The following is a 23,641-nucleotide window of genomic DNA, read 5'->3' as shown; positions in this document are numbered from 1 at the left end:
AAGCCCACTATAAAAAATGCTAGCTCAGCTAGCATTTTTTATGTCTAAAACAATAAAAGAAAATTTTAATTTTATGGGGAATAAGAATGTGGAAAAACATTCGGGTCTTATGCTTATTAATTATTTTGTTGATTGTTGCTGTTCAGGCATGGCGAGATCAGAATCAAGATTGGAATCACACAGTTGTAGTCGTTCTACATCCAGTGAATGCTGATGGTTTACAGACAACACAGACCTATATTCATCAGTTAAAAAACGAAGATTTTTGGGCAATTAAAAACTATCTAGATGAATGGTCACAGCATTATCGCGGGCAAACAGGAAACTTTGTAATTCGTTTAGGACAACAGTTACAGCAACGACCACCAGAGGTTCCTGAAAATGCCAATATCTTGCATGTTATTTGGTGGAGCTTAAAGTTTCGGTTTTATGCATGGCGACAACAACAACCTGAAGATAGTGGAGCCTCACTCAAACTTTACTTAAATTATTATGATCCAAATTATCAGAAGGTCTTGATCCATTCGACTGCTTTAGAAAAAGGGCGCATTGGTAGTGTTAATTTATTTGCGACCAAAACACAAGCTTCACAAAATCAAGTCGTCATCGTTCATGAGCTTTTACATGGCTTTGGAGCACAGGACAAATATGATTTAAAAACAGGACAGCCGATTTATCCTCTAGGTTATGGTCAACCAGAAAAAATTCCTCTTTATCCGCAAAATCAAGCTGAAATTATGGGGGGTCGCACTGCCTTATCTGAGCAGAGTAGTAAAATGCCCAATAATTTACAAGAAACGATCATAGGTTTACCTACTGCCCGAGAAATTGGCTGGGTGAAATAAAACTGTGGATAAATACTGCTTTATCCACATCAATTGTTAAGAAACGATGCAGATTTTATACAGACAAAAAGTGTGAAGTACATCACTATTGTTAGGTAGATGAAATTCTAATACCTGATAATAAGAGTAGCCATGATGAAAACTGTAGGTAATGATTTGGTACGTAATCAGTTACATGCTGACCGTAAATGGTATTTGATATTAGGCTTTGTGCTTATTGGTTTTGGTCTGATTTTATTTAGTTCATTGCCATTTGCGACTTTTTCTGTCGTTTTTTTATTTGGAATACTCATGATGGTCGGCGGTGTGTTACATCTCGTCGCGGCTATGAGTGTTTTTAAAGGTGCAAGTAGATGGTTGTGGGCACTGTTTGGTGTGCTGTATCTCATGGCTGGCTATTACGCTTTTTCTACTCCAGTCACTACAGCGGTGGTTTTGACAAGTCTATTATCTATAGCGCTTATCATTGCAGGTGCTATACGTACTATAAATGCAATTTTACTTAAGCCCATTACAGGATGGGGCTGGACCTTGTTTTCGGGACTGCTCACCTTATTTACTGGTATTCTAATTTTGGTTTCTAAAGATTCACCTTTTTGGGTGCTGGGAATGTTCCTTGCTGTTGATATCTTATTTCAGGGAATTAACTTCCTTGGTTTAGCTTCAGCCATCAAACATCTTCCATCTAGTTCAAAAACAGTATCTTAAAAAATAATATCGACTCAAAGAGCACTTTAAGTGCTCTTTTTGTTTTTAGGACGGGCAGACCCATCCGTTGCTAGGCTCTGTTAAACTATGCCTTGGTGTGTTAGCGATATGTGTTATGAGTCTTGCAAAATTAATTAATGAACTAAATGCTCAGCAAAAAAAAGCAGCAACAACGTCTGCGCAGAACTGTTTAGTTTTGGCGGGTGCTGGTTGTGGCAAGACTAAAACGATTGTTGCGCGCGCAGCCTATTTAATTGATCAAGGCTTACCAGCGAACCAAATTCAGATTTTAACTTTTACTCGACGTGCTGCGAGTGAGATTGTTGCAAGAGTAGAGCAACATGTGGGAGCACAGGCAAAGGGTCTGAGAGCTTCAACTTTTCATACTTTTTGTATGTATTTACTGCGCCGTAATCCACAAGCTTTTGGGTTAAATCAATTTAGTATTATTGATCGTGATGATCAGTTGCTCATGTTTCGCTTATTAAGAGGCAAAGACAAAGATAACGTCTTACCTAAAGCCGCAGAGCTATGCGATTTATATTCATATGCAAGAAATACTCAAACAAAGCTTTCTGAAGCATTAATCAAACAGCTTCCAGAAGCCTATGAGCATAAGACTCAAATTGCAGATTTAATGAAAACCTATGAGCAGCGTAAAAGAGAACGTAATTTTTTAGATTACGACGATATTCTCTCAATTGTAGCTGTCTATTTGCAAAATTCTGAAGCACTCACCAACTGGGTTGCAGGTTTTTGTCAGGCACTGCTGGTTGATGAAATGCAAGATACCAATCCTTTGCAGTGGGCTTTATTACAACCATTGATTGGCAAAGTGAAGTTGTTTTGTGTTGGCGATGATGCCCAGTCGATTTATGGTTTTCGCGGTGCAGACTTTGAAAATATCCATTCTTTTAAAGAGCGGATACCTGACGCAGTCATTCATACACTGGATTTAAATTACCGCTCGACTCAAGAAATTCTGGATTTATCAAATTGGTTATTGGAACACAGTCCAATTGATTATCAAAAACAGCTGCAAGCTCATCGTGGTCAAGGCCAAAAGCCTCAGCTACACCTATTTGGTAATGAGTATGAAGAAGCAAACTGGATTGCACAGGATTTAATAACGCGACATCAGCAAGGTGCAAGCTGGCACGACCATATGATTTTAGTGCGTTCTGGCTATAGTGCACGATATCTGGAAGGGGCTTTTATTGCTGCTGAACTACCTTACCGTTTTATTGGTGGTGTAAAACTTCTTGAGTCGGCCCATGTAAAAGACGTGCTTAGCCTGCTACGTATTGTGAGTAATCCTCACGATGATTTGGCGTGGATGCGTTTCTTAACTTTGTGGGATGGTATTGGTGATGTTGGAGCAAGTAAGCTCGCTCAAGAGCTGATGGGAATTACTGATGTAGAGGAGCGTTGCAACCGTCTAGAACGTCATGGAAAAGTTCCTTTACAGGCTATTTTAATTTTAAAGCAGTTAGATGTATTGCAGCAGCATGTTGAAGCAAGTATTGGCTTAGCACTCGATGCTTTAGGTGAACAACTCGAGCAAAATTATAAAACTAAAGATTGGTCACGCCGCTTAAAAGACTTTGATTTGGTCAAGCAACTTGCGCGTAAACATGCATCGTTAGGTGAGTTCCTTGAAGAGTATGTTCTTGAACCTATTTCAGTTTCTGAAATTGAAAAAGCAGCTGATCAGGATTTAGTCACTTTAATTACGATCCATTCAGCTAAAGGTGCTGAACAGAAAGTCTGCTATGTACCTCATGTATCGCCAAATCAATATCCTTATGCAAGGGCACAGGGCGATTTTGATGACGTCGAGGAAGAGCGCCGTGTATTGTATGTTGCATTAACACGTGCAGAAAATGAATTAATTTTGACCAAGCAAAACCTCAATACGTGGTCAGAAGACAATTACGATGAGCAAGGTCGTAAAATCGAAAGTTATTTCCTAAATGATCTTCCTGCACATTTAGTTCAGGCAAAGATTCATAGGCAAGTACCTCAGCCATTTGCTAAAAAGCAATGGAACCGTTCCCCAGCAGTAAATTTAGGTTTTGGTATCGATCTAGACTAAACTACTGTATAAGACACTGTGATTACTTAAATATATTGGCTGCTCCCTTTTATTGCCAATTAAGGTTAGAAAATGAAGATATTAGTTCGTAATTTAGATCGTGCTGTGAGTGAAACTGAAATTTTAGAGTTATTCAAAGCATTTGGTAAAGTTGAAACGTGTGTTCTTGTTACTGATAAAGACACAGGTAAATCGAAAGGTTTTGGTTTTGTTGAAATGCCTAACCCACGTGAAGCAATTAAGGCAATTAAAGGCTTAAACCTGCTTAAAGTTAAAGGCAATGGAATTCGCGTTAAAGCAGCTGAAGAATAAGTCTTCAGTGTGAAAAGACAGTTTTTAGCTCTTTCGATTGTAACGCCAAATGGTACTCGTATCGCTGAAGGTATAAAAACACTTGAAGTGCGTTCATGGGTACCTACAAAACTGCCAATCAAAGATCTATTAATTGTCGAGAACCAAAAGTTTTTGGTTAAAGATACTGATGAAGAAGAGGGAGTTGCTGTCGCTTTGGTTGATGTCGACTCTATTCATGCTTGGCGAAATGATGAAATTGAACCAGCATGTGCAACTGCTTGGGACGAAGGGTATTTTGCTTGGGTTTTAAGTAATGTTCGTCCTATAAAGCAGCCATTAAAAACTTTAGCTAAACATAAAATTTATCAAGTTGAGCTGGATTTACCATAAATAACGTTGATTTTATTAATGGAGTCGTTAAGCTAAAGATTAGCTGTTGCAATAGCGATTTTAGAACAGGAAAGTTTAGTTATGTCACGTGTTGCTCGTTATCATGCCGATCGTACCAATCAGAAGCTCTATTTTGCGCGCTTAGCGTGTCAACAGGCTGAACAGACCGATCATGTGCAGCAGATACAAGCTCACCGTGAAGCAGCTGTATTCCACCTACATGGTGCAATGTTAGCTTTCTTGCAAGAATTGGTACGTTATTATCGTTTAAATGATTTACAACCTACCTTAAAATCTATTGAGGAACATATGGCGACAAAAGGGCAGGTTTCTCCTGAAGTCTCTGTTTTGCAGCAATTGGCAAAAGATGGTTTCGTTGCTGAGTTAAAGCGAGCTTATCGTATGTGCCAATATGCACCGGAACCCAAAGAGCCGACCCCTGAAGAAGAGACATCATCTAACCTGATTATCAAAGTAACTCAAGGTCCTCAATCTTGGTTGCCTGATGTCAAAATTTTGCGTGAATGGCATCGAGAATTAACCCATTTAATTGATGGTTTTCGTAATGAAATGGTCGAGTTCTAAAATTAAACTGCCCTAGTGCTTGAAATTTGGTGTGGATGTGCCTATATAAATAAGACAAGAGATGCAAAGTGCAAGGGTGCTTTGCCACCATGTTGAAACATGGAGGAAGTATATGTCTATACAGCAATTGAAAGAGTTATTTGGAAATCAAGAAGCAGTGTTGGAATTAGTCCAACTCGAAGGTGGTGAACTTGCCTTGCGTAATGCTGGTTCTGAGAATGAACCCTTGGTCAAAATTCAATTTAGCGATGAAGTAAAAGCAATCTTAGGTGAACAAACACCTGTGGTTGCCCAACATATGATTCAGGCTGCATTGTTTGGACTGCTTGAGAAGCAGGTAAATGAGTGGCAGGCTGAGGTAGTAGACGAACAGCCTAAATTCTTGAGCTAATAAAAAGCGTACTCTTGAGTACGCTTTTTATATCAGTTAATGAATAGTTGACTGATGGGCAAGCTCGATCTGATTTACTATATGATGGCTCATATTCTTTGCCATTTCCTCTTTAGCATAGAACACTTCACCAATATTCTCATCTCGAATGATAGCCGCTTCTTCTTTACTTTCTGCACAAATTAACACCTGAATTTGAGGGTTTAATTGCTTAGCAATCGCCACAATACGGTGAATATCTAGAATATCCATAGGTGAAATCACCAAGAGCCGTGCATGCATGATATGTGCTTGAATTAAAACACTTGGCTCAGTTGCAACGCCACTGACTGCTGCAATATTCGAGTTCCGCAGTTTTTCTACGATTTCACGATTCTCTTCGGCAATAACGACTTTAATATTCTCATTAATTAAATTTTCAGTAATACGTCGCCCCACACCGCCGTACCCCACAATGACGACTTGATCGCGTAAATAAGCCTGATCGACTTCATCAGGTAACATTGCTAATGGGTCACCACTACGTTCAAGAAGACGAGCTAATTGAGAGCGCTCACGAATCCAGCGTTGTACTGGTTCAATTGCAGAGAATATAAAAGAGTTCAGCGTAATTGAAAATAAAGCACCAGCTAGAATTAGGTTTTGTGCTTCTAAAGTTAATAAACCTAATGAGACACCCAGAGTTGCTAAAATAAATGAGAACTCACCAATTTGGGCCAAACTCGCGCCAACTGTAAGGGCTGTATTAAGTGGATAGCGAAAGAATAAAACCAAAGCCATTGCAGCAAGTGTTTTACCTACCATAATAATGGCGATAACGGCCAAAATATGTAGCGGACGTTCTACAAGAATATTTGGGTCAAACAGCATTCCCACAGAGACAAAAAACAGAATTGAGAAAATTTCGCGTAATGGAAGCGTTTCTTCTTCTGCGCGGTGGCTAAAGTCTGATTCTTTAACAACCATTCCCGCAAAGAAAGCACCTAATGCCATGGAAACTCCAAAAATGGCATAAGACCCATAGGCAATAGAAACAGCAGCTGCAACAACGGTGAGGGTGAATAACTCTCTTGAACCTAAACGAGCAACAAACTGCATGATAATAGGAACAACACGTTTACCTACAATCAGCATAAAGGCAATAAAGCCAATTACTTTTAATAAAGTTATCCCAAGCGTTAACCAAATGTTGCCGTCAGCACCTTCTGGTGCTTTCCCGCCGAGTAAAACAGCGGTGGCTGGAAGCAGTACTAAAACCAGTACCATCACTAAATCTTCGACTAACAGCCAGCCCACAGCAATTTTACCGTTGACTGAATCTAAAAGACCTCGGTCTCCTAGAGCTTTTAATAATACAACGGTACTCGCACATGACAGACTTAAGCCAAAAACGAGTGCAGAGCCAAAATTCCATCCCCATAGCATGGATACGCCAACTCTCAATAGAGTAGCGACTGCAATTTGTAAAATCGCGCCTGGTAGAGCAATACGGCGAACGAGCAATAGGTCATTTAATGAAAAGTGCATCCCTACACCAAACATCAGAAACATTACCCCAAGTTCTGCAAGCTGGTTGGCAAGATGAATATCTGCTTCTATACCGGGAGTATTAGGGCTGATAATAATTCCGGCAATTAAATAGCCGATAAGAGGGGGGAGTCGTAATCGGGCTGCAATATAGCCAAAAATGAGGGCAACGCCGAAACCAACAGCAAGTAAAATAATTAAATCTACGTCATGCGGCACTAAAAACTCCTTTTACGTGAGTTAGGCTAAAGACAAGCATAAAAAATGCCAAGGCGGAATATAAGAAAAGTTTAACAAAAAAAAGCTACGTATAAAAAAAATGCAAAAAAAAACGACTTCATTGTGAAGTCGTTTTTTTCGAGGCTAAAATTATTTGATTTTAGCTTCTTTGAAAATCACGTGTTGACGGATTTTTGGATCAAATTTTTTGATTTCCATTTTTTCCGGCATAGTACGTTTGTTTTTAGTCGTGGTATAGAAATAACCTGTACCAGCTGTAGAAACGAGACGAATCTTATCACGCATTGTTCAGACTCCTTAGATCTTTTGACCTTGAGCACGAAGGTCTGCAACAACCTTTTCGATACCCAATTTGTCAATAATACGCATACCTTTAGTGGTTAAACGAAGACGTACAAAACGTTTTTCGCTTTCTAACCAGAAACGGTGGTGGTGCAGGTTCGGCTCGAACCGGCGCTTGGTTTTGTTGTTGGCGTGTGAGACGTTGTTACCAACGACTGGACGCTTGCCGGTAACTTGGCAAACCTTAGACATGGTGTAACTCCATTGATTCAGCCAACAGCAAATCTGTGGCCAGTCATACTAAATGTAAACGGATGAATTCATTCAAGGGGCGTTTTATACCAAAAATACGATTAAAAGACAAGCGGAATTGGTAAAAACGAGGCATGATTTAGTATAACAGATCATGCCTTGATCAGTTAGCGCAACAAGGTTTTCGAAATCAAACGATGAATGGGCTTATTGAACGGTGGAAGAATGTATTTAAGACTATAAAGTTTTGGATTTGACATCACCGAACGTTCATGAGAAAGGCTAAAAAAGCCCTCTGGTCCGTGATATTTACCCATACCTGATGCCCCAATCCCTCCAAAGGGTAAATCATCCTGAGCCACATGGGTAATGACCATGTTGATTCCGAAATGTCCTGAGTGGGTGTGCTGTGCAACATAATCAGCACGCGCCTGATCATAGTCGAAATAATACATGGCTAAAGGACGTGGGCGACTATTAATGAATTCGATGACTTCTTCTATTTGGTCATATTCTAAAATTGGTAGAACGGGACCAAAAATTTCATTTTGCATAATGTCCATTGCAGTCGTTACGCCTGTAACTAAAGTCGGTGCAATTTTACGGACATCATCTAAAATTTCATTTTGTGGATTAATTTCAACAATACGAGCACCTTGATCGCGGGCATTTTCAAGGTAGCCCTGAATACGGTTATATTGCTTGTCATTAATAATAGAAGTGTAATCTTGATTATTGCGGAAATGTGGGTACATACCAGCCACAATCAATTTAAAGTTTTCGATGAACTCAGCAGTTTTTCCACGCGGTAAGAAAATATGATCAGGTGCAACACAAGTTTGTCCTGCATTCCATAATTTCCCTACAGCAATACGTTGAGCCACATCTTTCATATCCATAGATGCATGCACAAGTGCAGGAGATTTTCCGCCTAACTCAAGAATAACAGGAACCAGATTTTGAGCTGCGGCTGCCATCACTGTTTTACCAACAGAAGTTGAGCCTGTGAAAATCATTTTGTCAAAAGGCAAATGACTAAAAGCATCTGAAATAACGCCACCACCATTTACTACAGCAACTAATTCTTGTGGAAAGGCTTCTGCTAATACACTTTCAAGGACTCGCCCAAAATTTGGAGAGGCACTAGAAATCTTGATCATGGCATGGTTGCCCGCTGCCAACGCACAGATTAATGGTCCAACTGAAAGCAGCAATGGGTAGTTCCATGGTGTAATAATACCAATTACACCCATAGGTTGATATTGTACCCAACCTTTTGCTGGTTGATGTAATACACTGATATGGCGTTTTGAAGGTTTCATCCACGCTGTCAGATGTTTGCTGTAATATTTAATTTGTTCCAAACTGGTGAGTAACTCACCAATTTTTGTTTCCATAACTGCACGATTGCCATAATCAAGGTTAATTGCGTCGGCAATCTGATCTTGATATTTTACCAAGACTCTTTTAAGACGAGCTAAACGATCAATACGCTCTTTAGCAGTGGGTACCGGATGACGTAAATAAGCAAGCTTTTGATGTTCAAGCAAATCATGTAAATGCTTAACATCATAAGGAAGCTGAGTCTCTGGATTTGTTTTTGTTTGACTGTTCATCGGTACTTACCAAATACATTGATATGTTTATTTTTTAGAGTAAATACTCTAAATAGTCAAGTCAGTTTATGTGTTCAAGTCTTAACCATTTGAATTATTAAAGGTTATTAAAATGTCTCAACCTAAAGCTCTGAAGACAAAAGACCGGATTTTACAAATCAGTTTGCAGCTTTTTAACGAGCGAGGTGAACGGTCGGTTACAACCAATCATATTGCTGCGGAGTTGGGTATCAGTCCCGGGAACTTGTATTATCATTTCCGGAACAAGCATGAAATTATTAAGGAATTAATGTATCAATATCAGGCCGAGACTTTGGAAGTACTTTCTTTACCTGACGATAGACCATTAACGACTAATGATAAAATCAATTATTTTCAAGTACTAAGTGGCCAGTTATGGAGTTACCGTTTTATTCATCGCGATGTTTATCATTTAGTTGAAAGTAATGAAGACTTTAAAAAGATTTATCCACGTTTTGCAGGGCAGGTCATGCAGCAGGGGCAAAGGATTTATCAAGCCTTTGTAGATGCAGGTCTTATGAAAATGACGGCATCGGAAATTGAAGCACTCATTATTAACCTCTGGATTGTATTAACAAACTGGACAAACTTTTTATATATGTCTGGTCATATTAGTGACAATAACCATTTAGAAGAAAAATGGGTCTGGCAAGCATTACGCCAAATGGTTTTCCTTGAAGGCCCTTATCTTATGGGTGAAAGCCGAGCAACGTATGAGCAGTTGCTTGAATCTCTTGGCCCTTCAGATCTATTTGCTAGCTTATCGTCCTTAAAAGACGAATAGTTGTGCTTGTTTATTTAGGGCGCTAGAATACTCGGCCTATTAAAAAATTTATCTCAATTAAGTGATATTAACCAAATGAATATGACCACTGCCAATACAGCCCGTTTACTGATTACTTGTGAAGACAAGCCAGGGATCGTACAAGCGGTATCGAGCTTTTTGTATCATCAAGGTGCAAACATTACCGCGCTTGATCAGTATGCGACGGAAGCTCAGGGCGGACGTTATTTCATGCGTGTTGAATTTGAACTTGATCATTTACAATCGCGTAAAGATGCCTTAATTCAGACTTTTGCTGCAAACGTTGCTGAGCGTTATGGCATGCAATGGCGTCTTGCTTTCGTAGGCGATGTTAAAAAAGTTGGTATTTTAGTTTCTAAAGTTGACCATGCATTGCTTGAGTTGTTATGGCGTCATGCACGCGGTTCGTTACCTTGTGAAATTACTCATGTTATTTCAAATCATGAAGATTTACGTGAATCTGTCGAAAACTTCGGGATTCCATTTTCTGTAATTAAAGTCACCAAAGACAATAAAGCTGAAGCTTATGCGCAAATTGATGAAATGATGCAAGGCAACGATTTATTAGTTCTTGCACGTTACATGCAGATTTTAAGTGAAGATTTTGTTGCGAAATGGGAAATGAAAATCATCAATATTCACCATTCTTTCTTGCCAGCTTTTGTGGGTGCTAACCCATATAAGCAAGCTTATGAAAAAGGTGTGAAGTTGATTGGTGCGACAGCTCACTATGTGACAGCTGACCTTGATCAAGGCCCAATTATTGAGCAAGATGTTGAGCGTGTGAGTCATGACTATAATGTTGAGCAATTACGTGAGCTTGGTGAAGATGTAGAGCGTAATGTATTGGCTCGCGCAGTGAAGTGGCATTTAGAAGACCGTATTATTGTTGATGGTAATAAGACTGTTGTTTTTTAAATAACCGCTATCTTAAAAAAGCACGCTTTATGCGTGTTTTTTTTATATTTAAAATATTTATGAAATGATATAACATATCAATAATGGAGTTGGTTTGTGATAGCATTGGTTTTGTTCAATATGAAGTTATTCAAGCAATATAAGTTTGATTAAGTGAATGATGAGCAAGTAATCAACACTGATGTAACTATGAGAAAACTAAAGCAAAGGCACTTAATAGATACAAATGGATGACATAGCACAGATGATTTTCTCAAAAAATAGTTGCAAATGAAAACACTTCTCATTTATTATTGTGGCACTTTATTGTTCTATCCGATGTTTGAAATCGTTTCTATAAATAGAAAGCTGAAATCATCATCCATTAGGTAATTAGATTCTTATGAGTCAATCTTCCGCAGCCTTAAACTCTCCCAATCCGATGAAAAAGAAAGTCATCACAGCACTAATTGCAGTTGCAATTGGTCATATCGGGGTTTTATGGGCAGTCAGCCATATTAAGCCTGCTGAGTTAAAGCCAATCGAGAAGAAACCTTTACAGGTACGTTTCGTAAAAATTCAAGAGCAACCAAAACCATTACCTCCTAAGCCAAAGGAACCGCCAAAAAAACCGGAACCTAAGAAAGAGGTAAAAGAAGTTAAAGTTGTTGAAAAACCTGTGACTCCACCTAAAAAAGTGGAAAAGATTCAACAGGTGAAGAAAGCTGAAACACCAAAACAAACAGTAAAGACAGAACCTAAAGTTGAAACCAAAGTGGTGACAACGACAACTACTGTTACTGAAAAAGTCGTTGAAAAACCAAAGCCAGTGGTACAAGAAACGCCTAAAGCTCAACCTGCTCCAGATCCATCACCAAAACGAGTTTCGATTGGTGGTTCGGGTGTGCAATGGAGTCGTTCACCACGTTTAACAGTTTCTTCAAAAGATTTACAAGGCGAAGCACGCTCTGTCATGGTACTGATTGAAGCCGATGAAAAAGGCAAGATTATTAATGTACGAGTGACTAGAAGTAGTGGTATTTCAAGTCTAGATGACAAAGTTGTCCGTGCTGTTCGCGGTGCGAAATTTAAACCTTATATGGAAAACGGAGTTGCTTACCCAATTAAAGCAGAGCAACCCTTTGATTTAACCCCTTAAATGAATTTGAGTCCCAACGGCTAACCTTAATCAGGAGTTCAATATGAACTTTTCAATCTATTGGCAACATGCAGATGCAGTGAGTAAAACCCTGTATTTCATCTTATTGGCAATGTCGATTGCTACCTGGACAGTTTTCATCTTACGTTTGATGGGGACTCGCCAATTAAAGCAACAAGCTTATGCTCAACTTTCTCAGGCTATCACTTCGCTAAAAGCAAAGTTACAACCATTAAGTTTTGAGCAACGTAAAGCGGTTGCAGAGCAGGCTCTACTTCGTCAAATTTCTGCTGAAAAAGTCAATGCTGAAAAAGGTATTTCTGTTTTAGGAACAATTGCTTCAATTGCACCATTCGTTGGTTTATTTGGTACGGTATGGGGTATTTTCCATGCACTTGTTGCAGTAGGTAAAAGTGGACAAGCAGGTTTGGCTCAAGTGGCTACACCAGTAGGTGAAGCACTTATTATGACGGGTCTTGGTCTTGCAGTTGCGATTCCTGCGGTATTGGCTTATAACATCTGTGTACGTGCTAACCGTGGTCTTGCTCATGATTTACAAGATCAAGCGCATAGCCTGTTAATTGACACGATGTTGCAGCAAGACTCTACTGTAAAGTCTGATGTTAAAACTGCACAGCAAAGTTATGTTGGAGGTCAAGCTTAATGGCTTTTCAATTGGGTGAAGACCACGATAGTGGCATAAATGAGATGAACCTCATTCCGCTAATCGACATTATGTTGGTGTTAATGATCATCTTTTTGGTCACAGCAACAGTTGCCAACCCATCGATTCCATTAACGCTTCCTAAAACAACTGCTGAAATTATTGATCCACCACCAAAAGCAATTACGATTAGTATTAATGCAAATGGTGAAGTGGCTTGGGATACTCAAGTAATTAGCCTAGATGAGCTTCAAAAACGTTTTCAAGAAGCAGGTCAAGGTGATGTTAAACCAACAGTTCAACTTCGTGCTGATAAAGAGTCGAAGTACGATACTGTTGCACAGGTAATGTCTCGCGCAAGTGAAGCCGGACTGAGCGATATTGCCTTTGTCAGTGAAAACTAAAATTTAGTTTACGCAATAAAAAAGCAACCTCATTGGTTGCTTTTTTATTGCTCTAATTTATTGATCTTTCATAAGGTGCTGGAATTTACTATATAGCTTGAGCAACTTAGGTGGAATCGCAAAGTTGCAATAACCTTGTGAAGGATTCTTTGCATAGTAATTCTGATGATATTCTTCGGCTGGATAGAACGTCGGAACAGGAGACAACTCAGTCACAATATCAAGATCATCATCTTTTAGCGTTTGAATTGTGTGTTCTGCTGCCTGCTTTTGCTCTTCATTATAATAATAAATAACAGAGCGATATTGCGTGCCAATATCATTACCTTGGCGATTTAAAGTCGTTGGATCGTGAGTCGCGAAGAATACATCGAGTAACTGGGAGTATGTTACTTGCTCTTCATCAAAATCTACCAAGATCACCTCAGCGTGCTGGGTGTCTCCTTGACATACTTGCTCGTAGGTAGGATTAGTCGTGTGCCCACCTGCGTAACCACTAGTTACTTTTTCTACACCGCGTATTTGTAAAAATACAGCTTCGACGCACCAAAAACAGCCGCCGCCAAATAATGCCTGTTGCATTGTTTTTCCCTCTATTTCCTGCCTATTACAATAGGGTTTATGTATTTAAAATACAAAGTAAAGCATGTATAAAAAAGTAAAGAAAAGTGCATTACTTATTTCGGTTTTGGTAAACCTTGTCGAACGATTTGAGAGAAATGTTCGCTACTCTGATCTGAAAGCTGTTCAAAATTTTCAGTACGTGGGTTGATGTGTGCAATTTGATACCACTGTTTTAAACTGATAGTTTGATTAAGTGCTTTAAGATCATATAAATAATTAGGTAAGTAACCTGAAGCGATTAGGCGGTAATCTTTAGGAAGCTGATATGGGTTAATCGCTTGAACCATATCAAAAATTAGAGTGGTGCAGTTACTAGTGAGGGTATTGTACCACTTTGGTTCTGCACGAAGTTCATCAGATTTCTTTAGATATTCTAAAAATAAAGCCTTCTGCTCGCGAAGTGGCATGTTGATAGGAAAATTATAAACTTGCTCTTTGCGGATGTTACTACGCGTATAGACAATATCTTTTTCATCAGAAGCAATTAAGCTAAGTTCATATTTTCTAAAAAAACCACCAATTGCCGAAAACTCTTCAGTTTTTTCTTTGCGAATCTCGATTGAAAATACTAAGGGCTGTTGATTCTTAAATTCAAAACTGACCAATGTATGAGCAATTTGTGGTCCCATCCAGTAAGAGGCAATAATGTTTATGCCATTCAACTGGTTAAGATCAAAAGTTCGAGTTTCCCACCGAACATCATAGGTTCCATCGGGATGCCAGTTGAAGTTACGAACATTATGCAGGGTAATCACATCGCCATGCTTTTCGTAGCTCAGCATATTGGCAACTTCAGGGTTCCAGTCACGGTCTTGACGTGCAGTAATTGAAAAATACCAAACGAGAGAACAAGCAAATGCCAAAAGATAAATCAGGATGTCTGTACGGCGGCTAATAATATGGCCTTCAACATATAAGCCAGCCATACTGAGCGCAAAAGCAATCCAGATGCCAATGAGTATGCGGCTGCCTAACCAGCCAAAAGGTTGTTGAACCCAGAGTGCTACACATACCCAAATGCTAGAGAGCACAATAAACAGCGTGAATAGACTATGTAACAGCCCCAAAAATAGGGCAGTAATAAATTCACGTGTTCCGATATTGTGCATAGGCATCCATAGAATTATTTTTTATAAGTGGCAAATTCGAATGAAGTTCCTGATTTTTCATCAACTTGCTGTTCACTCGCAGTTTTATGAAATTCACTCGGTATTGTTGGATAATGTGCATCACCTTGCACATCTAAGTCAACATGAGTGAGTTCAAGACGGTCTGCAATTGACAAAGTTTGCTTAAATATCTCACCACCACCAATAATGAACAGTGCCTGCTTTTCGGTATTTTTTACATCTTCTAAAGCTGCGTTTAAAGCATCTTCAATTGAATAAGCAACTTTAACACCGTCAAATTGCCAGTTAATGTCACGGGTAATCACCCAGTTCACACGGTTGGGTAGAGCACGCCCCATAGACTCAAGGGTTTTACGTCCCATCACGACCACACCGCCTTGTGTGATTTCTTTAAAGTGTTTTAAGTCGGCAGAAATATGCCATGGCAACGCATTGCCTTTACCAATACAGTGGTTTTTGTCCATTGCCACAACGTGAACAACTTCTACATTTTGCCATGCCATAATCTTATTCTCTAAACCGTAACCTAATGAAATTTGAGTCGTCGTTATACTGCAACTGGTGCTTTAATTGCAGGATGTGACTCATACCCTACAATTTCAACATCTTCAAATTTGAAATCAAATAAGTCTTTTACTTCTGGATTCAGTTTCAATTGGCATAGTGGTAAAGGTTCACGTGTCAATTGAAGTTGTGCTTGTTCAAAATGATTGACATAAAGATGCGTATCACCGCCTGTCCAAACAAAGTCACCGACTCCTAAGCCGCACACTTGAGCAATCATATGAGTGAGTAGAGCATAACTGGCAATGTTAAAAGGAACCCCTAAAAACACGTCTGCACTACGTTGATAAAGCTGGCATGACAACTTGTTATCTTGTACGAAAAATTGAAAAAGCGTGTGGCAAGGTGGTAAAGCTACTTGTCCAGCTTCATTTGGATTCCAGCCTGAAATAATTAAACGGCGTGAATTCGGATTGGTTTTGATTTCATTAATTAACCATTTAATTTGGTCAAAACCATCTTGGTTATAAGTACCATCGGCTTTTTTTGTTGCGCCGAAATTACGCCATTGATGACCATATACAGGTCCAAGTTCATGTTCTGGGCGGCCAAAACGGGCAGTTTGTTCTGCTGTTGCCCATTCATCCCAAATCGATACTTTATTATCTTTTAGATATTGGACGTTGGTATCGCCTTTTAAAAACCAAAGTAACTCAATCACAATAGAACGGAAGTGAACTTTTTTTGTGGTGAGTAAAGGAAAACCTTTAGAGAGATCAAAACGCATTTGATGACCAAATACAGAACGGGTTCCTGTGCCTGTACGGTCGCCTTTGTCACCGCCATTATCAAGGATATGTTGTAGTAGGTCTAAATATGCACGCATAACACTCTCGAGTTCGGATTAATTCCATAAAATAAAGGGGGGGAGATAGCTCAATGATAAATAATTACGCAATAGAGCTGCTTCATCATGAACCACTGAAGATGATACCTGTTGTAGCTCAAGATGAAAATCTAAAAATAGTTCTATGACATTTCAATGGGTGTAATTAATCAAATCGCTTGGCACGATTTTGATAAATCGAAACAAGAAAGAAGCCAACCAGTACAAAGCCTAAAGCTTGTATCGCAAGAATCCATTTATGCTGAGCAGGAAGCAGATACATCAAAATAACAATGATAAAAATAGGATAGATGCTGCTTAAAATTCCAAAGCTCGATTTATATGATTTGTTATTTGAAATTTTGCTATTTAAGTAATGTCCAACATGTAAACCAAAACCGAAAATAAGGCTGAGTACAGTATAAATAGGAGACAAGGGCTGAACTTGATTAGCTATGTAAACTGCCACACAAACGGCAACAATGAAGATGAGTTTGATATGGCGCGGAGCGTTGTACCAATAAGCCAACATGAAAACTAAACCTATTTATTAAAAAGTGATTGCGGTGAAAAAATAAAAGCTGCAAGTGCCATAAAAGCAATTCCTTGCACGCCCCAAATCAGTAAGTTAGGCATTGTTTTAACAAAAATAAGGGCAAATAACAGTGCGATAGGTATCCAAGTCAACAGGCGGTAAAATAACCCCGTCGGATTTTTTTGAGCAAAGTGCAATTTAAAGTAACGGCAGATTAAAAAAATTACCCCAGTTCCAGTAAACATCAGAATCGTATCTAAAGGCAGTGGTTGGTATTGATATAGCGCAATACAAATAAGCAGCGTGATAATCAAAATCACTAGTTTTTTAAATGTTGGGACTTGCGTGTTAAACCAGAATTCCAGCATGGTATATCTTCATCTTGGGAGAGTAAAAACTGTAGCATAAAAAAGAAAAGAGGAGCCGAAACTCCTCTAATTTAGATATTAACTATTCTTTTGTGGACCCCAGTCGTAAATTTTCTTTTGATAGGCATACCACATCATCCAAAGGCCAATCAGCAACATTGGAATTGTTAGAATCTGTCCTTTCGTCATCCAGCCAAACAGAATAAAACCCTGGTCGGCATCAGGCTGACGGAAGAATTCCATCACAAAGCGGGCAACGCCATATCCCATTAAGAATAGGGAAGAAACAGCCATACGTGGACGCGGTTTTGAACTAAACCACCACAAGATAATAAATAGAATCAAACCTTCACAAAGCGCTTGATAGATTTGTGATGGATGGCGAACTAGGTGTAACGGATCCGTTGGGAAGATCATACCAAATGGATAATTTGGGTCAGTTACCGCACGACCATATAACTCTCCACCAATAAAGTTACCAATGCGTCCGAACATTAAACCAGTCGGTACACATGGGGCAATAAAGTCGAGGGTTTGGAACCATGTTTTTTGGTATTTTTTACACCAAAATAGCATAGCAACCATAACACCGAGAAAGCCACCGTGGAAACTCATACCACCTGTCCAGACTTGAAATAACCAAATCGGATTTTCGAGGAATTTATCAAACTCATAGAAAAGGACATAGCCAACACGACCGCCCAGAACAACACCTAGGGCACCGTAAAATACCAGATCGGAAACCATGTCCGATGTCCAGCCATCACGCTGTTTGGCACGGTAGGAAGCAAGCCCCCAAGCACATAAAAATGCTAATAAATACATGAGTCCATACCAATGGACTTGAAGAGGTCCTAAGTGTATTGCGACCGGATCGATATTAGGATAGGTCAGCATTGCTGCTCCTTGATCTTACGTTTTGACAGATTGTAGCGGAATGATGTGAAAAATGTTGTACATTCAATGTGTAAAGATAGGGAACAATAATTAATGTGTATTGTGGCTTTAGCATGGCATGTTCTGGATGATCTGCCCTTGTGTCTTATGTCAAATCGAGACGAGTTTTATCATCGCCCCACAGCTTTGTTGCATCAGTGGGAACATACGCCAATTGTTGCAGGGCAGGACTTACAGTCCGGTGGTACTTGGATGGGGGTTACGCCTCAAGGCCGATGGGCTGTTTTGACCAATTTTCGTGATGGGCGAGACCAAAAGTCATATGAAACTTCTCGGGGACATTTAGTTCAGGCTTTTTTAGAGTCTGATTTATTGCCGATTCGTTTTGCACAGCAATTAGAACAGCAACAACAGAATTTTGCTGGCTTTAACTTGTTTATGGGCAATGCTGATCAGGCTGTCTATATGAGTAACCGCGGTGAAGCTCCTCAAGTTTTAGCTAATGGAGTCTATGTAGTTTCTAATGGTTTGATGTCTGAGCATTGGGAAAAAACTAAACATTTGCGAACACGCTTTACGCAAGAGCTATTACCCATGCTTCAACATCAGACAGAAGAGTTAACCTTGCAACATGCAGCGTGGGATATTCTGGAAGATGAGCGTAAGGTCACAACGGCATTATTACCAAATACTGGCATTCAAGCAGAAATGGAAGAGTTGCTATCATCAACCTTTATTCAAAGTCCCGTGTATGGAACACGCTGTTCGAACTTTCTAAGAATGACTAATAATGAGTGGGTATGGTTAGAAAAGACTCAACAAGGTGAGCACAGCGGTCAAATTGTGCAGCAGCAGGTTCTCTTAAATCGATAGCAATAAAAATGCCGATCAATTGACCGGCATTTTTATTACGATAACAAATTATCCAGCAATTACACCGCCATCTTTACGGGTAATCACAACAGTTGCTGAACGTGGACGTGCAGTTTTGTTGCTTGGGTCTTTTTGCGTTGCAGGCCAGTTACTGTCTGGTGTCGCGTAGCTTGCAGAATCTTCGCCAGGATGTTGAACATTAATAAAGATTGCTTTGTGGTCAGGTGTCATGGCGATGCCTGTAATTTCACACTGTTTTGGACCAACCAAGAAACGGCGTAGTGTTGAGTCTGTAACTTTAGCACCGACTAGCGTTTGTTGGCCATTTGAAGTGGTTGCAGTAGCGCCATCACCAATTTGGCCCGGTAACGCAGCAAGCATCATACAGTTCGTAACATCGGTGTAGGCACCATCGTCTGTTTGAATCCAAAGCACACCACGTGGGTCAAACCACATACCATCTGGTGAAGACAAATCGTTATTGTCAGTTAAGCCAGATAAGTTGATGTTTGAAGCCATAGATGCTTCTGCACCAAATAGGTAGATATCCCATTTGAAGGTTTCAGCAGTGGTTTTGTCATCGGTTTCTTTAAAACGGATAATATGACCGTTCACATTACCTTTTTGGGTGGTTGTTCCATCTTTAAGGTCAGTATAGTTACGTGGGTTAGCGGCATCAGTTTCATAATCTTTACCACGGTTCGAGTTGTTGGTAAGAGTTACATAGATTTCGCCATTCACTGGGTTAACTGTACACCATTCTGGGCGATCCATTTTTGTAGCGCCGACGGCGTCACCAGCTAAACGTGCAAATGTAACAACGTCCGCTTGAGATTTGAAAGGGTAGGTGGTGTTGCTTTCATTTAAGCCGTTTTTGCCATAGGCAAGTTCAATCCATTGACCTGAACCATCGTTATTAAATTTGGCAACATACAGTTTACCCGCGTTCATATATTTGTCGCCAGCAGCATAACCACGATTTACATCTTTAGCATCCCACACTGCGGTAGAGACAAATTTATAGATGTATTCTCCGCGAGAGTCATCACCCATATAAAATGCTAATGGTTGACCTACAACGGCACGGCAAGCACTATCTTCATGTGCAAAACGACCTAATGATGTTCTTTTTACTGGGTTTAGGCGGTTATCAAAAGGATCAATCTCAACCATCCAGCCGAATGTATTAGGTCCATTGCGGTAGTCTTGTGTCGGCTGTGCAGCTTTTACATCTGCATTCCAGCGGTCATATAAGTCTTGTGACTCTACTTGACCAATTGCTGTTTCCCAACCGTAACGTGAACTTGCGCCTAAATAAATTTGTCGCCCTTGTTCATCAACGTTAGGGATTAACTCACCATTTTTATCTTTTAAATAAATAACCTTGCCATCTTTATCTTTTTTAGGCGCACCTTTTTCATCTTTCTCATAAAGATAAGGTTCATCTTTTTTAACGCCTAAACCGTAACGTTTTAATGCAATTTTTTCTGCATCTGTACGTGCATATTCATCGCTACCTGAACGTTGGAAATAACCAATAAAGTTTTCTTCGGTAGTTAAATACGTGCCCCAAGGAGTATGACCATTACCACAGTTATTATGTGTGCCGCGAGTTTGACGACCAGCAGGCGAGAAGCGAGTTGCAAGCAAGCCAGAACCAGCTGCTGCACCTGCAAAATCCATTTCTGTTGATGCTGTAATACGGCGGTTAAAAACAGAACTTTTATCAATTACTACTTTTTGAGTTGCAGCATCTTTTTTGATATGAACGACAGATACGCCGTGTGCATTGGTTTCACGAATCACTTCATCTTCAGGGCGGCGTCCATCAACTTTTGTTGGACCTTTTGGGTGAAGGAAAGTCTGATTAATATATTCGTGATTCATGACTAACAAACCTTCAGCTGAAACACTTTCATCGAAGTTATTTTTCGAAGTATTTAAACCAAAGAAATGCATACCGTCATGGCAGTCGCCAGAGCGGAACTGGAAACTTGGACCCGATGGGATATTATTATCATTCCACTCTCCAAAGGTTGGGTTGATTGAGTCCCCTAAAGCATAAATGACATTCGCTTCATAACCTTCAGGTACAGTCACAATATCGTTGTGGTTTTTTGCAACTGCTGTAAAAGTTAGTTTTTCTGGTCTTTTATTTGGGTCTACAGGTGTGGTTCCACCATTGTTAGAGCCAGAGTCATCATCGCTATCATTACAGCCAGTTAATGTAGAAGCTAAAGTTAATGCTACAGCACCGCTTGCTGCTTTGGTGATTAAACTACGGCGGCTTACATGTTGTTCTAAAATGTCACGGAAGTGGATGTTGTCTGAAGTATTGTTATCCAGTTCTTGGTCTTCATGATATGGCGTCAGCTCTGTCATGGGAAATTCCTAAGTAAATAATAAAGAGATTGTTCTAAAAGTCTTCATGAGCTTAGGTTGTGAATGTGACGTGGCGTTGACGTTTTGATGATAAGTTGGTTAAAACTTCTAGTGATTTTTCATTTCATTTTTATAAAAAGTAAAAACTCTATTTAAAAACATTAAAGCTGACCTTAGCCAGCTTTAATGTTTGGACCATATTAAAAATTATTTGGTTGTGACTGATGGTGCAATTGGGTCTGCTGTAATATAGCCCACGTTAGCGCTATAACCATTGTTGTAATTCTGGTTAATTAATGCCTTAACATCCTCAGGTACACTGCTGCTATCGCCTGGGTGCTGGAAGTTACTCATGATATAAGTCCAACCATTGATTGAATCTACCGCATGCAAGCCAGTCGATTCTGCACCTGCTGGTGTAGAAAGTAATCGAATTAACTCTTTGGTATCTACATTGTATGCCCACAAGAAGTTATTAACATGATTACCTGAGTCTTCACCAATGAATAATGTACGTAAAGTTTCAGAGAATTTCAGGTTGTCTGGGCTGGCAATTTTGTCTGGGTGAGCTGTATTACCTAACTTATCTGCTGTAGCAAGATCTTCACCCATTAATAACATATATGAGTAAAGAGGGACCCATTCACTATTAATTGAGCTGCCTTCATTGTCTGTAAAGCTATTACCCAACTTGTGTGCAAGAACCCCACCAGCAGTAATTTTTTTAGAGAACCCTACATTATGTTCTGCAACATAACCTTTACCGCCCACGACCATTGAATCTTGAATATTAGCTAAAGCAGAGTAGGCCACTTTATCTTTAATATTCACGTTTGTTCCTTCCATCTTAGTGAACGCCATACTTGCACCTTTTAGTGCTGCATAACGATGTGTTTCCAAGAAAGCCGCTGCTTTTTCCATACCTGGTTTAAGTTTGACCCAAAGCGTTTTCTTTGCCAAAGTAATTTCAGTATAGCTGGCATCATTTGGGTTCGTTGTTAAACTTTCCATAATGTCAGTTGACTTAATTCCACCCGCAACTAAATCTTCAATTTCTTTACTTGTCGCATGACCAAGTTTGATCCATTGAATACTCGCAGTTGAAGTTTCAGTTAAAGTATTGATGTATTTAGCAACATACAGCGTACCTGCTGATAAGTCTTTTTCCTTGTCAGCAACGAACATGAAGAAACCACCATTTGTGTAGTCATCTCCCATAAGTGCTGTGCGGTTGTCTGGCATCACATGAATAAGTTCATGAGAAATACGGCCTAAGCAGTAATGTTTTTTAATGCTACCAGTACCATCAAGGTTAACTGTTACTTCTGGCAAATGACCGTAGTTATATGGGTTTGCTTTAGTTTCATCACCAAAGAAGTATTTACCAAGATATTTGGGATCTGTTCCACCAATGCCTTGATTGAATGCATCAGGTTCATACTCTTCACTTGATAAGTGAGTATTCCAAGGCGATAGGCTAGCACCGCAAGTAATCCATAGACCGTGGACTGGAGCAGTATCAACGTTGAAGTATTTTTTAAGTTCTAGATGACCAGTTTTTTGGTCTTGATCTAAAGTCAAAATTGCAATTGGTGAAGGTAATTGACCGTAAGTATCTCCACCTGCTTGGTCCTTTGAGTTGTACTCAAATTGAACAACATGGAATACAGGATTTGCGACACCATCAACTTTCGCACCTTCTAACTGAATTAAGGATGAACCATCTGGACAGTCTGAAAAGAACTGACGCTCTTTACCCGCAACAGACTTATCCATAATTGGATTGCCGTTAACATCAAAATAACCACCAGCGATAATTGTTCCACCACCAAGTTTTGGTACGCTATCACCTGTTTTAAAGAAAGGCTTATATGCTAATTGATATGGAGTAGTGGTTGAGTCTTCCCATTCAATTTCTAATTTAGAGTTCACTAAGGTTGTGGCACGGTCTGCTGCAGTTGTAGGCGCCGTCATTGTTGTGAATTTTGCATTTTTTAATTTGCTTGGTTGTGGTGTTGGAGTGACTACTGAACTGTCATCACTATCATTACAACCTGCTAACGTTGCTGCCGTAGCCATCGCCCCTAATGGTAGAAAAGGAATCCCCGAGAACCATTTTAAAATTTCGCGACGCGTTGGTTGAGTAGAAGCAGTTGTCATAAGAAATCCGTAAATTTTGTGGGTATATTTGTTGAGTTGATTCTATGGACTGAAAATGACACTTTTCTTACATTTTTAAGTCACTTTGAAGACACTTTATTGCTTTG

General features: G+C 39.6%; 25 protein-coding genes and 1 pseudogene. 13 read left to right on the top strand and 13 right to left on the bottom strand.

Translation table 11 applies throughout. The features are described 5' to 3' along the window. Positions 1 to 86: 86 nt before the first annotated feature. The 7 genes from F936_RS03455 to F936_RS03425 all read left to right on the top strand — a co-directional run bounded on the left by F936_RS03455 (position 87) and on the right by F936_RS03425 (position 5,308). Positions 87 to 845 carry a hypothetical protein gene (locus tag F936_RS03455; RefSeq protein ID WP_005044932.1) on the top strand — a complete coding sequence of 253 codons (759 nt, stop codon included), beginning with the start codon at positions 87 to 89 and terminating at the stop codon, positions 843 to 845. A 135-nt stretch (positions 846 to 980) separates the two neighbouring features. Further along, positions 981 to 1,553 carry an HdeD family acid-resistance protein gene (locus tag F936_RS03450; RefSeq protein ID WP_016801770.1) on the top strand — a complete coding sequence of 191 codons (573 nt, stop codon included), beginning with the start codon at positions 981 to 983 and terminating at the stop codon, positions 1,551 to 1,553. A 115-nt stretch (positions 1,554 to 1,668) separates the two neighbouring features. Next, complete coding sequence (locus F936_RS03445) at positions 1,669 to 3,648, top strand: ATP-dependent helicase (RefSeq protein ID WP_005044929.1); 1,980 nt, start codon at positions 1,669 to 1,671, stop codon at positions 3,646 to 3,648. Positions 3,649 to 3,720: 72 nt separating this feature from the next. After that, entirely contained in the window at positions 3,721 to 3,960 is a 240-nt protein-coding gene (locus F936_RS03440) for an RNA recognition motif domain-containing protein (protein ID WP_003654760.1), read from the top strand. Between the two features lie 9 nt (positions 3,961 to 3,969). Then, on the top strand, positions 3,970 to 4,332 hold the full coding sequence (locus F936_RS03435; protein WP_005044927.1) for an ASCH domain-containing protein: 363 nt from the start codon (positions 3,970 to 3,972) through the stop codon (positions 4,330 to 4,332). An 81-nt stretch (positions 4,333 to 4,413) separates the two neighbouring features. After that, positions 4,414 to 4,917: a DUF6586 family protein gene (locus F936_RS03430; RefSeq protein WP_005044925.1), complete on the top strand. Its 504-nt coding sequence runs from the start codon at positions 4,414 to 4,416 to the stop codon at positions 4,915 to 4,917. A 112-nt stretch (positions 4,918 to 5,029) separates the two neighbouring features. After that, positions 5,030 to 5,308, top strand: coding sequence for a hypothetical protein (locus tag F936_RS03425; protein ID WP_003654767.1), 279 nt, complete (start codon positions 5,030 to 5,032; stop codon positions 5,306 to 5,308). 36 nt (positions 5,309 to 5,344) lie between these two features. On the opposite strand, the gene F936_RS03420 is transcribed toward F936_RS03425, so the two are convergent. From F936_RS03420 to F936_RS03405, 4 genes are all read right to left on the bottom strand, one after another. After that, positions 5,345 to 7,054, bottom strand: a complete 1,710-nt coding sequence (locus F936_RS03420) for a cation:proton antiporter (RefSeq protein WP_005044924.1) — start codon at positions 7,052 to 7,054, stop codon at positions 5,345 to 5,347. A 150-nt stretch (positions 7,055 to 7,204) separates the two neighbouring features. After that, the gene (rpmG, locus tag F936_RS03415; protein WP_003654787.1) at positions 7,205 to 7,360 is read right to left on the bottom strand and encodes a 50S ribosomal protein L33; all 156 of its coding nucleotides are present in this window, start codon (positions 7,358 to 7,360) and stop codon (positions 7,205 to 7,207) included. Between the two features lie 12 nt (positions 7,361 to 7,372). Then, positions 7,373 to 7,609 (bottom strand): 50S ribosomal protein L28, encoded by a 237-nt coding sequence (rpmB, locus tag F936_RS03410; protein WP_000048256.1) that lies wholly within the window; start codon positions 7,607 to 7,609, stop codon positions 7,373 to 7,375. A gap of 167 nt (positions 7,610 to 7,776) precedes the next feature. Next, positions 7,777 to 9,225 carry a coniferyl aldehyde dehydrogenase gene (locus tag F936_RS03405; protein ID WP_003654789.1) on the bottom strand — a complete coding sequence of 483 codons (1,449 nt, stop codon included), beginning with the start codon at positions 9,223 to 9,225 and terminating at the stop codon, positions 7,777 to 7,779. Positions 9,226 to 9,337: 112 nt separating this feature from the next. On the opposite strand from F936_RS03405, the gene F936_RS03400 reads away from it, so the two are divergent. The 5 genes from F936_RS03400 to F936_RS03380 all read left to right on the top strand — a co-directional run bounded on the left by F936_RS03400 (position 9,338) and on the right by F936_RS03380 (position 13,175). Beyond that, positions 9,338 to 10,030: a TetR/AcrR family transcriptional regulator gene (locus F936_RS03400; RefSeq protein WP_003654791.1), complete on the top strand. Its 693-nt coding sequence runs from the start codon at positions 9,338 to 9,340 to the stop codon at positions 10,028 to 10,030. Between the two features lie 75 nt (positions 10,031 to 10,105). After that, positions 10,106 to 10,969, top strand: a complete 864-nt coding sequence (gene purU, locus F936_RS03395) for a formyltetrahydrofolate deformylase (protein WP_005044919.1) — start codon at positions 10,106 to 10,108, stop codon at positions 10,967 to 10,969. Positions 10,970 to 11,351: 382 nt separating this feature from the next. After that, positions 11,352 to 12,107 (top strand): energy transducer TonB, encoded by a 756-nt coding sequence (locus tag F936_RS03390; protein ID WP_005044915.1) that lies wholly within the window; start codon positions 11,352 to 11,354, stop codon positions 12,105 to 12,107. A 43-nt stretch (positions 12,108 to 12,150) separates the two neighbouring features. Continuing rightward, positions 12,151 to 12,771: a MotA/TolQ/ExbB proton channel family protein gene (locus tag F936_RS03385; RefSeq protein ID WP_004641039.1), complete on the top strand. Its 621-nt coding sequence runs from the start codon at positions 12,151 to 12,153 to the stop codon at positions 12,769 to 12,771. Then, positions 12,771 to 13,175, top strand: a complete 405-nt coding sequence (locus F936_RS03380) for an ExbD/TolR family protein (protein ID WP_003654800.1) — start codon at positions 12,771 to 12,773, stop codon at positions 13,173 to 13,175. Before F936_RS03385 ends, F936_RS03380 begins: the two co-directional genes overlap by 1 nt. 57 nt (positions 13,176 to 13,232) lie before the next feature. Here the strand turns inward: F936_RS03380 and msrA are convergent, their stop codons facing one another. The 7 genes and pseudogenes from msrA to lgt form a co-directional block, all read right to left on the bottom strand. Next, positions 13,233 to 13,757: a peptide-methionine (S)-S-oxide reductase MsrA gene (gene msrA / locus F936_RS03375; RefSeq protein WP_005036987.1), complete on the bottom strand. Its 525-nt coding sequence runs from the start codon at positions 13,755 to 13,757 to the stop codon at positions 13,233 to 13,235. Positions 13,758 to 13,852: 95 nt separating this feature from the next. Next, a complete protein-coding gene (locus tag F936_RS03370; protein ID WP_005044913.1) occupies positions 13,853 to 14,908 on the bottom strand; it encodes an Lnb N-terminal periplasmic domain-containing protein in 1,056 nt (351 codons plus the stop codon). A 14-nt stretch (positions 14,909 to 14,922) separates the two neighbouring features. Then, positions 14,923 to 15,432 (bottom strand): dihydrofolate reductase, encoded by a 510-nt coding sequence (locus F936_RS03365; RefSeq protein ID WP_003654807.1) that lies wholly within the window; start codon positions 15,430 to 15,432, stop codon positions 14,923 to 14,925. A 44-nt stretch (positions 15,433 to 15,476) separates the two neighbouring features. Further along, complete coding sequence (gene thyA, locus F936_RS03360) at positions 15,477 to 16,319, bottom strand: thymidylate synthase (protein WP_005044910.1); 843 nt, start codon at positions 16,317 to 16,319, stop codon at positions 15,477 to 15,479. Positions 16,320 to 16,481: 162 nt separating this feature from the next. Further along, positions 16,482 to 16,851, bottom strand: a pseudogene (locus F936_RS03355) (hypothetical protein); the annotation flags it as partial. Positions 16,852 to 16,862: 11 nt separating this feature from the next. After that, a complete protein-coding gene (locus F936_RS03350) occupies positions 16,863 to 17,222 on the bottom strand; it encodes a hypothetical protein (RefSeq protein ID WP_005044905.1) in 360 nt (119 codons plus the stop codon). 78 nt (positions 17,223 to 17,300) lie between these two features. Further along, complete coding sequence (lgt, locus tag F936_RS03345; protein WP_005044903.1) at positions 17,301 to 18,119, bottom strand: prolipoprotein diacylglyceryl transferase; 819 nt, start codon at positions 18,117 to 18,119, stop codon at positions 17,301 to 17,303. 93 nt (positions 18,120 to 18,212) lie between these two features. Between lgt and F936_RS03340 the strand changes: the two genes are divergently transcribed. Continuing rightward, on the top strand, positions 18,213 to 18,992 hold the full coding sequence (locus tag F936_RS03340) for an NRDE family protein (RefSeq protein ID WP_005044898.1): 780 nt from the start codon (positions 18,213 to 18,215) through the stop codon (positions 18,990 to 18,992). A gap of 48 nt (positions 18,993 to 19,040) precedes the next feature. On the opposite strand, the gene F936_RS03335 is transcribed toward F936_RS03340, so the two are convergent. Then, on the bottom strand, positions 19,041 to 21,374 hold the full coding sequence (locus F936_RS03335) for a PhoX family protein (protein WP_003654819.1): 2,334 nt from the start codon (positions 21,372 to 21,374) through the stop codon (positions 19,041 to 19,043). Positions 21,375 to 21,581: 207 nt separating this feature from the next. Next, positions 21,582 to 23,534 carry a PhoX family protein gene (locus F936_RS03330; protein ID WP_005044896.1) on the bottom strand — a complete coding sequence of 651 codons (1,953 nt, stop codon included), beginning with the start codon at positions 23,532 to 23,534 and terminating at the stop codon, positions 21,582 to 21,584. Positions 23,535 to 23,641 lie beyond the last annotated feature (107 nt).

This window comes from Acinetobacter calcoaceticus DSM 30006 = CIP 81.8 (genome assembly GCF_000368965.1).
Lineage (GTDB): Bacteria > Pseudomonadota > Gammaproteobacteria > Pseudomonadales > Moraxellaceae > Acinetobacter > Acinetobacter calcoaceticus.
This window is presented reverse-complemented; position numbering and strand designations above follow the sequence as displayed.

Excerpts from the sequence above, each read along its gene's own strand:
- F936_RS03455 (WP_005044932.1), top strand. The coding sequence starts at position 87 with ATGTGGAAAAACATTCGGGTCTTATGCTTATTAATTATTTTGTTGATT.
- F936_RS03450 (WP_016801770.1), top strand. The coding sequence starts at position 981 with ATGAAAACTGTAGGTAATGATTTGGTACGTAATCAGTTACATGCTGAC.
- F936_RS03445 (WP_005044929.1), top strand. The coding sequence starts at position 1,669 with ATGAGTCTTGCAAAATTAATTAATGAACTAAATGCTCAGCAAAAAAAA.
- F936_RS03440 (WP_003654760.1), top strand. The coding sequence starts at position 3,721 with ATGAAGATATTAGTTCGTAATTTAGATCGTGCTGTGAGTGAAACTGAA.
- F936_RS03430 (WP_005044925.1), top strand. The coding sequence starts at position 4,414 with ATGTCACGTGTTGCTCGTTATCATGCCGATCGTACCAATCAGAAGCTC.
- F936_RS03425 (WP_003654767.1), top strand. The coding sequence starts at position 5,030 with ATGTCTATACAGCAATTGAAAGAGTTATTTGGAAATCAAGAAGCAGTG.
- rpmG (WP_003654787.1), bottom strand. The coding sequence starts at position 7,360 with ATGCGTGATAAGATTCGTCTCGTTTCTACAGCTGGTACAGGTTATTTC.
- rpmB (WP_000048256.1), bottom strand. The coding sequence starts at position 7,609 with ATGTCTAAGGTTTGCCAAGTTACCGGCAAGCGTCCAGTCGTTGGTAAC.
- F936_RS03405 (WP_003654789.1), bottom strand. The coding sequence starts at position 9,225 with ATGAACAGTCAAACAAAAACAAATCCAGAGACTCAGCTTCCTTATGAT.
- F936_RS03400 (WP_003654791.1), top strand. The coding sequence starts at position 9,338 with ATGTCTCAACCTAAAGCTCTGAAGACAAAAGACCGGATTTTACAAATC.
- purU (WP_005044919.1), top strand. The coding sequence starts at position 10,106 with ATGAATATGACCACTGCCAATACAGCCCGTTTACTGATTACTTGTGAA.
- F936_RS03390 (WP_005044915.1), top strand. The coding sequence starts at position 11,352 with ATGAGTCAATCTTCCGCAGCCTTAAACTCTCCCAATCCGATGAAAAAG.
- F936_RS03385 (WP_004641039.1), top strand. The coding sequence starts at position 12,151 with ATGAACTTTTCAATCTATTGGCAACATGCAGATGCAGTGAGTAAAACC.
- F936_RS03380 (WP_003654800.1), top strand. The coding sequence starts at position 12,771 with ATGGCTTTTCAATTGGGTGAAGACCACGATAGTGGCATAAATGAGATG.
- msrA (WP_005036987.1), bottom strand. The coding sequence starts at position 13,757 with ATGCAACAGGCATTATTTGGCGGCGGCTGTTTTTGGTGCGTCGAAGCT.
- F936_RS03370 (WP_005044913.1), bottom strand. The coding sequence starts at position 14,908 with ATGCACAATATCGGAACACGTGAATTTATTACTGCCCTATTTTTGGGG.
- F936_RS03365 (WP_003654807.1), bottom strand. The coding sequence starts at position 15,432 with ATGGCATGGCAAAATGTAGAAGTTGTTCACGTTGTGGCAATGGACAAA.
- thyA (WP_005044910.1), bottom strand. The coding sequence starts at position 16,319 with ATGCGTGCATATTTAGACCTACTACAACATATCCTTGATAATGGCGGT.
- F936_RS03350 (WP_005044905.1), bottom strand. The coding sequence starts at position 17,222 with ATGCTGGAATTCTGGTTTAACACGCAAGTCCCAACATTTAAAAAACTA.
- lgt (WP_005044903.1), bottom strand. The coding sequence starts at position 18,119 with ATGCTGACCTATCCTAATATCGATCCGGTCGCAATACACTTAGGACCT.
- F936_RS03340 (WP_005044898.1), top strand. The coding sequence starts at position 18,213 with ATGTGTATTGTGGCTTTAGCATGGCATGTTCTGGATGATCTGCCCTTG.
- F936_RS03335 (WP_003654819.1), bottom strand. The coding sequence starts at position 21,374 with ATGACAGAGCTGACGCCATATCATGAAGACCAAGAACTGGATAACAAT.
- F936_RS03330 (WP_005044896.1), bottom strand. The coding sequence starts at position 23,534 with ATGACAACTGCTTCTACTCAACCAACGCGTCGCGAAATTTTAAAATGG.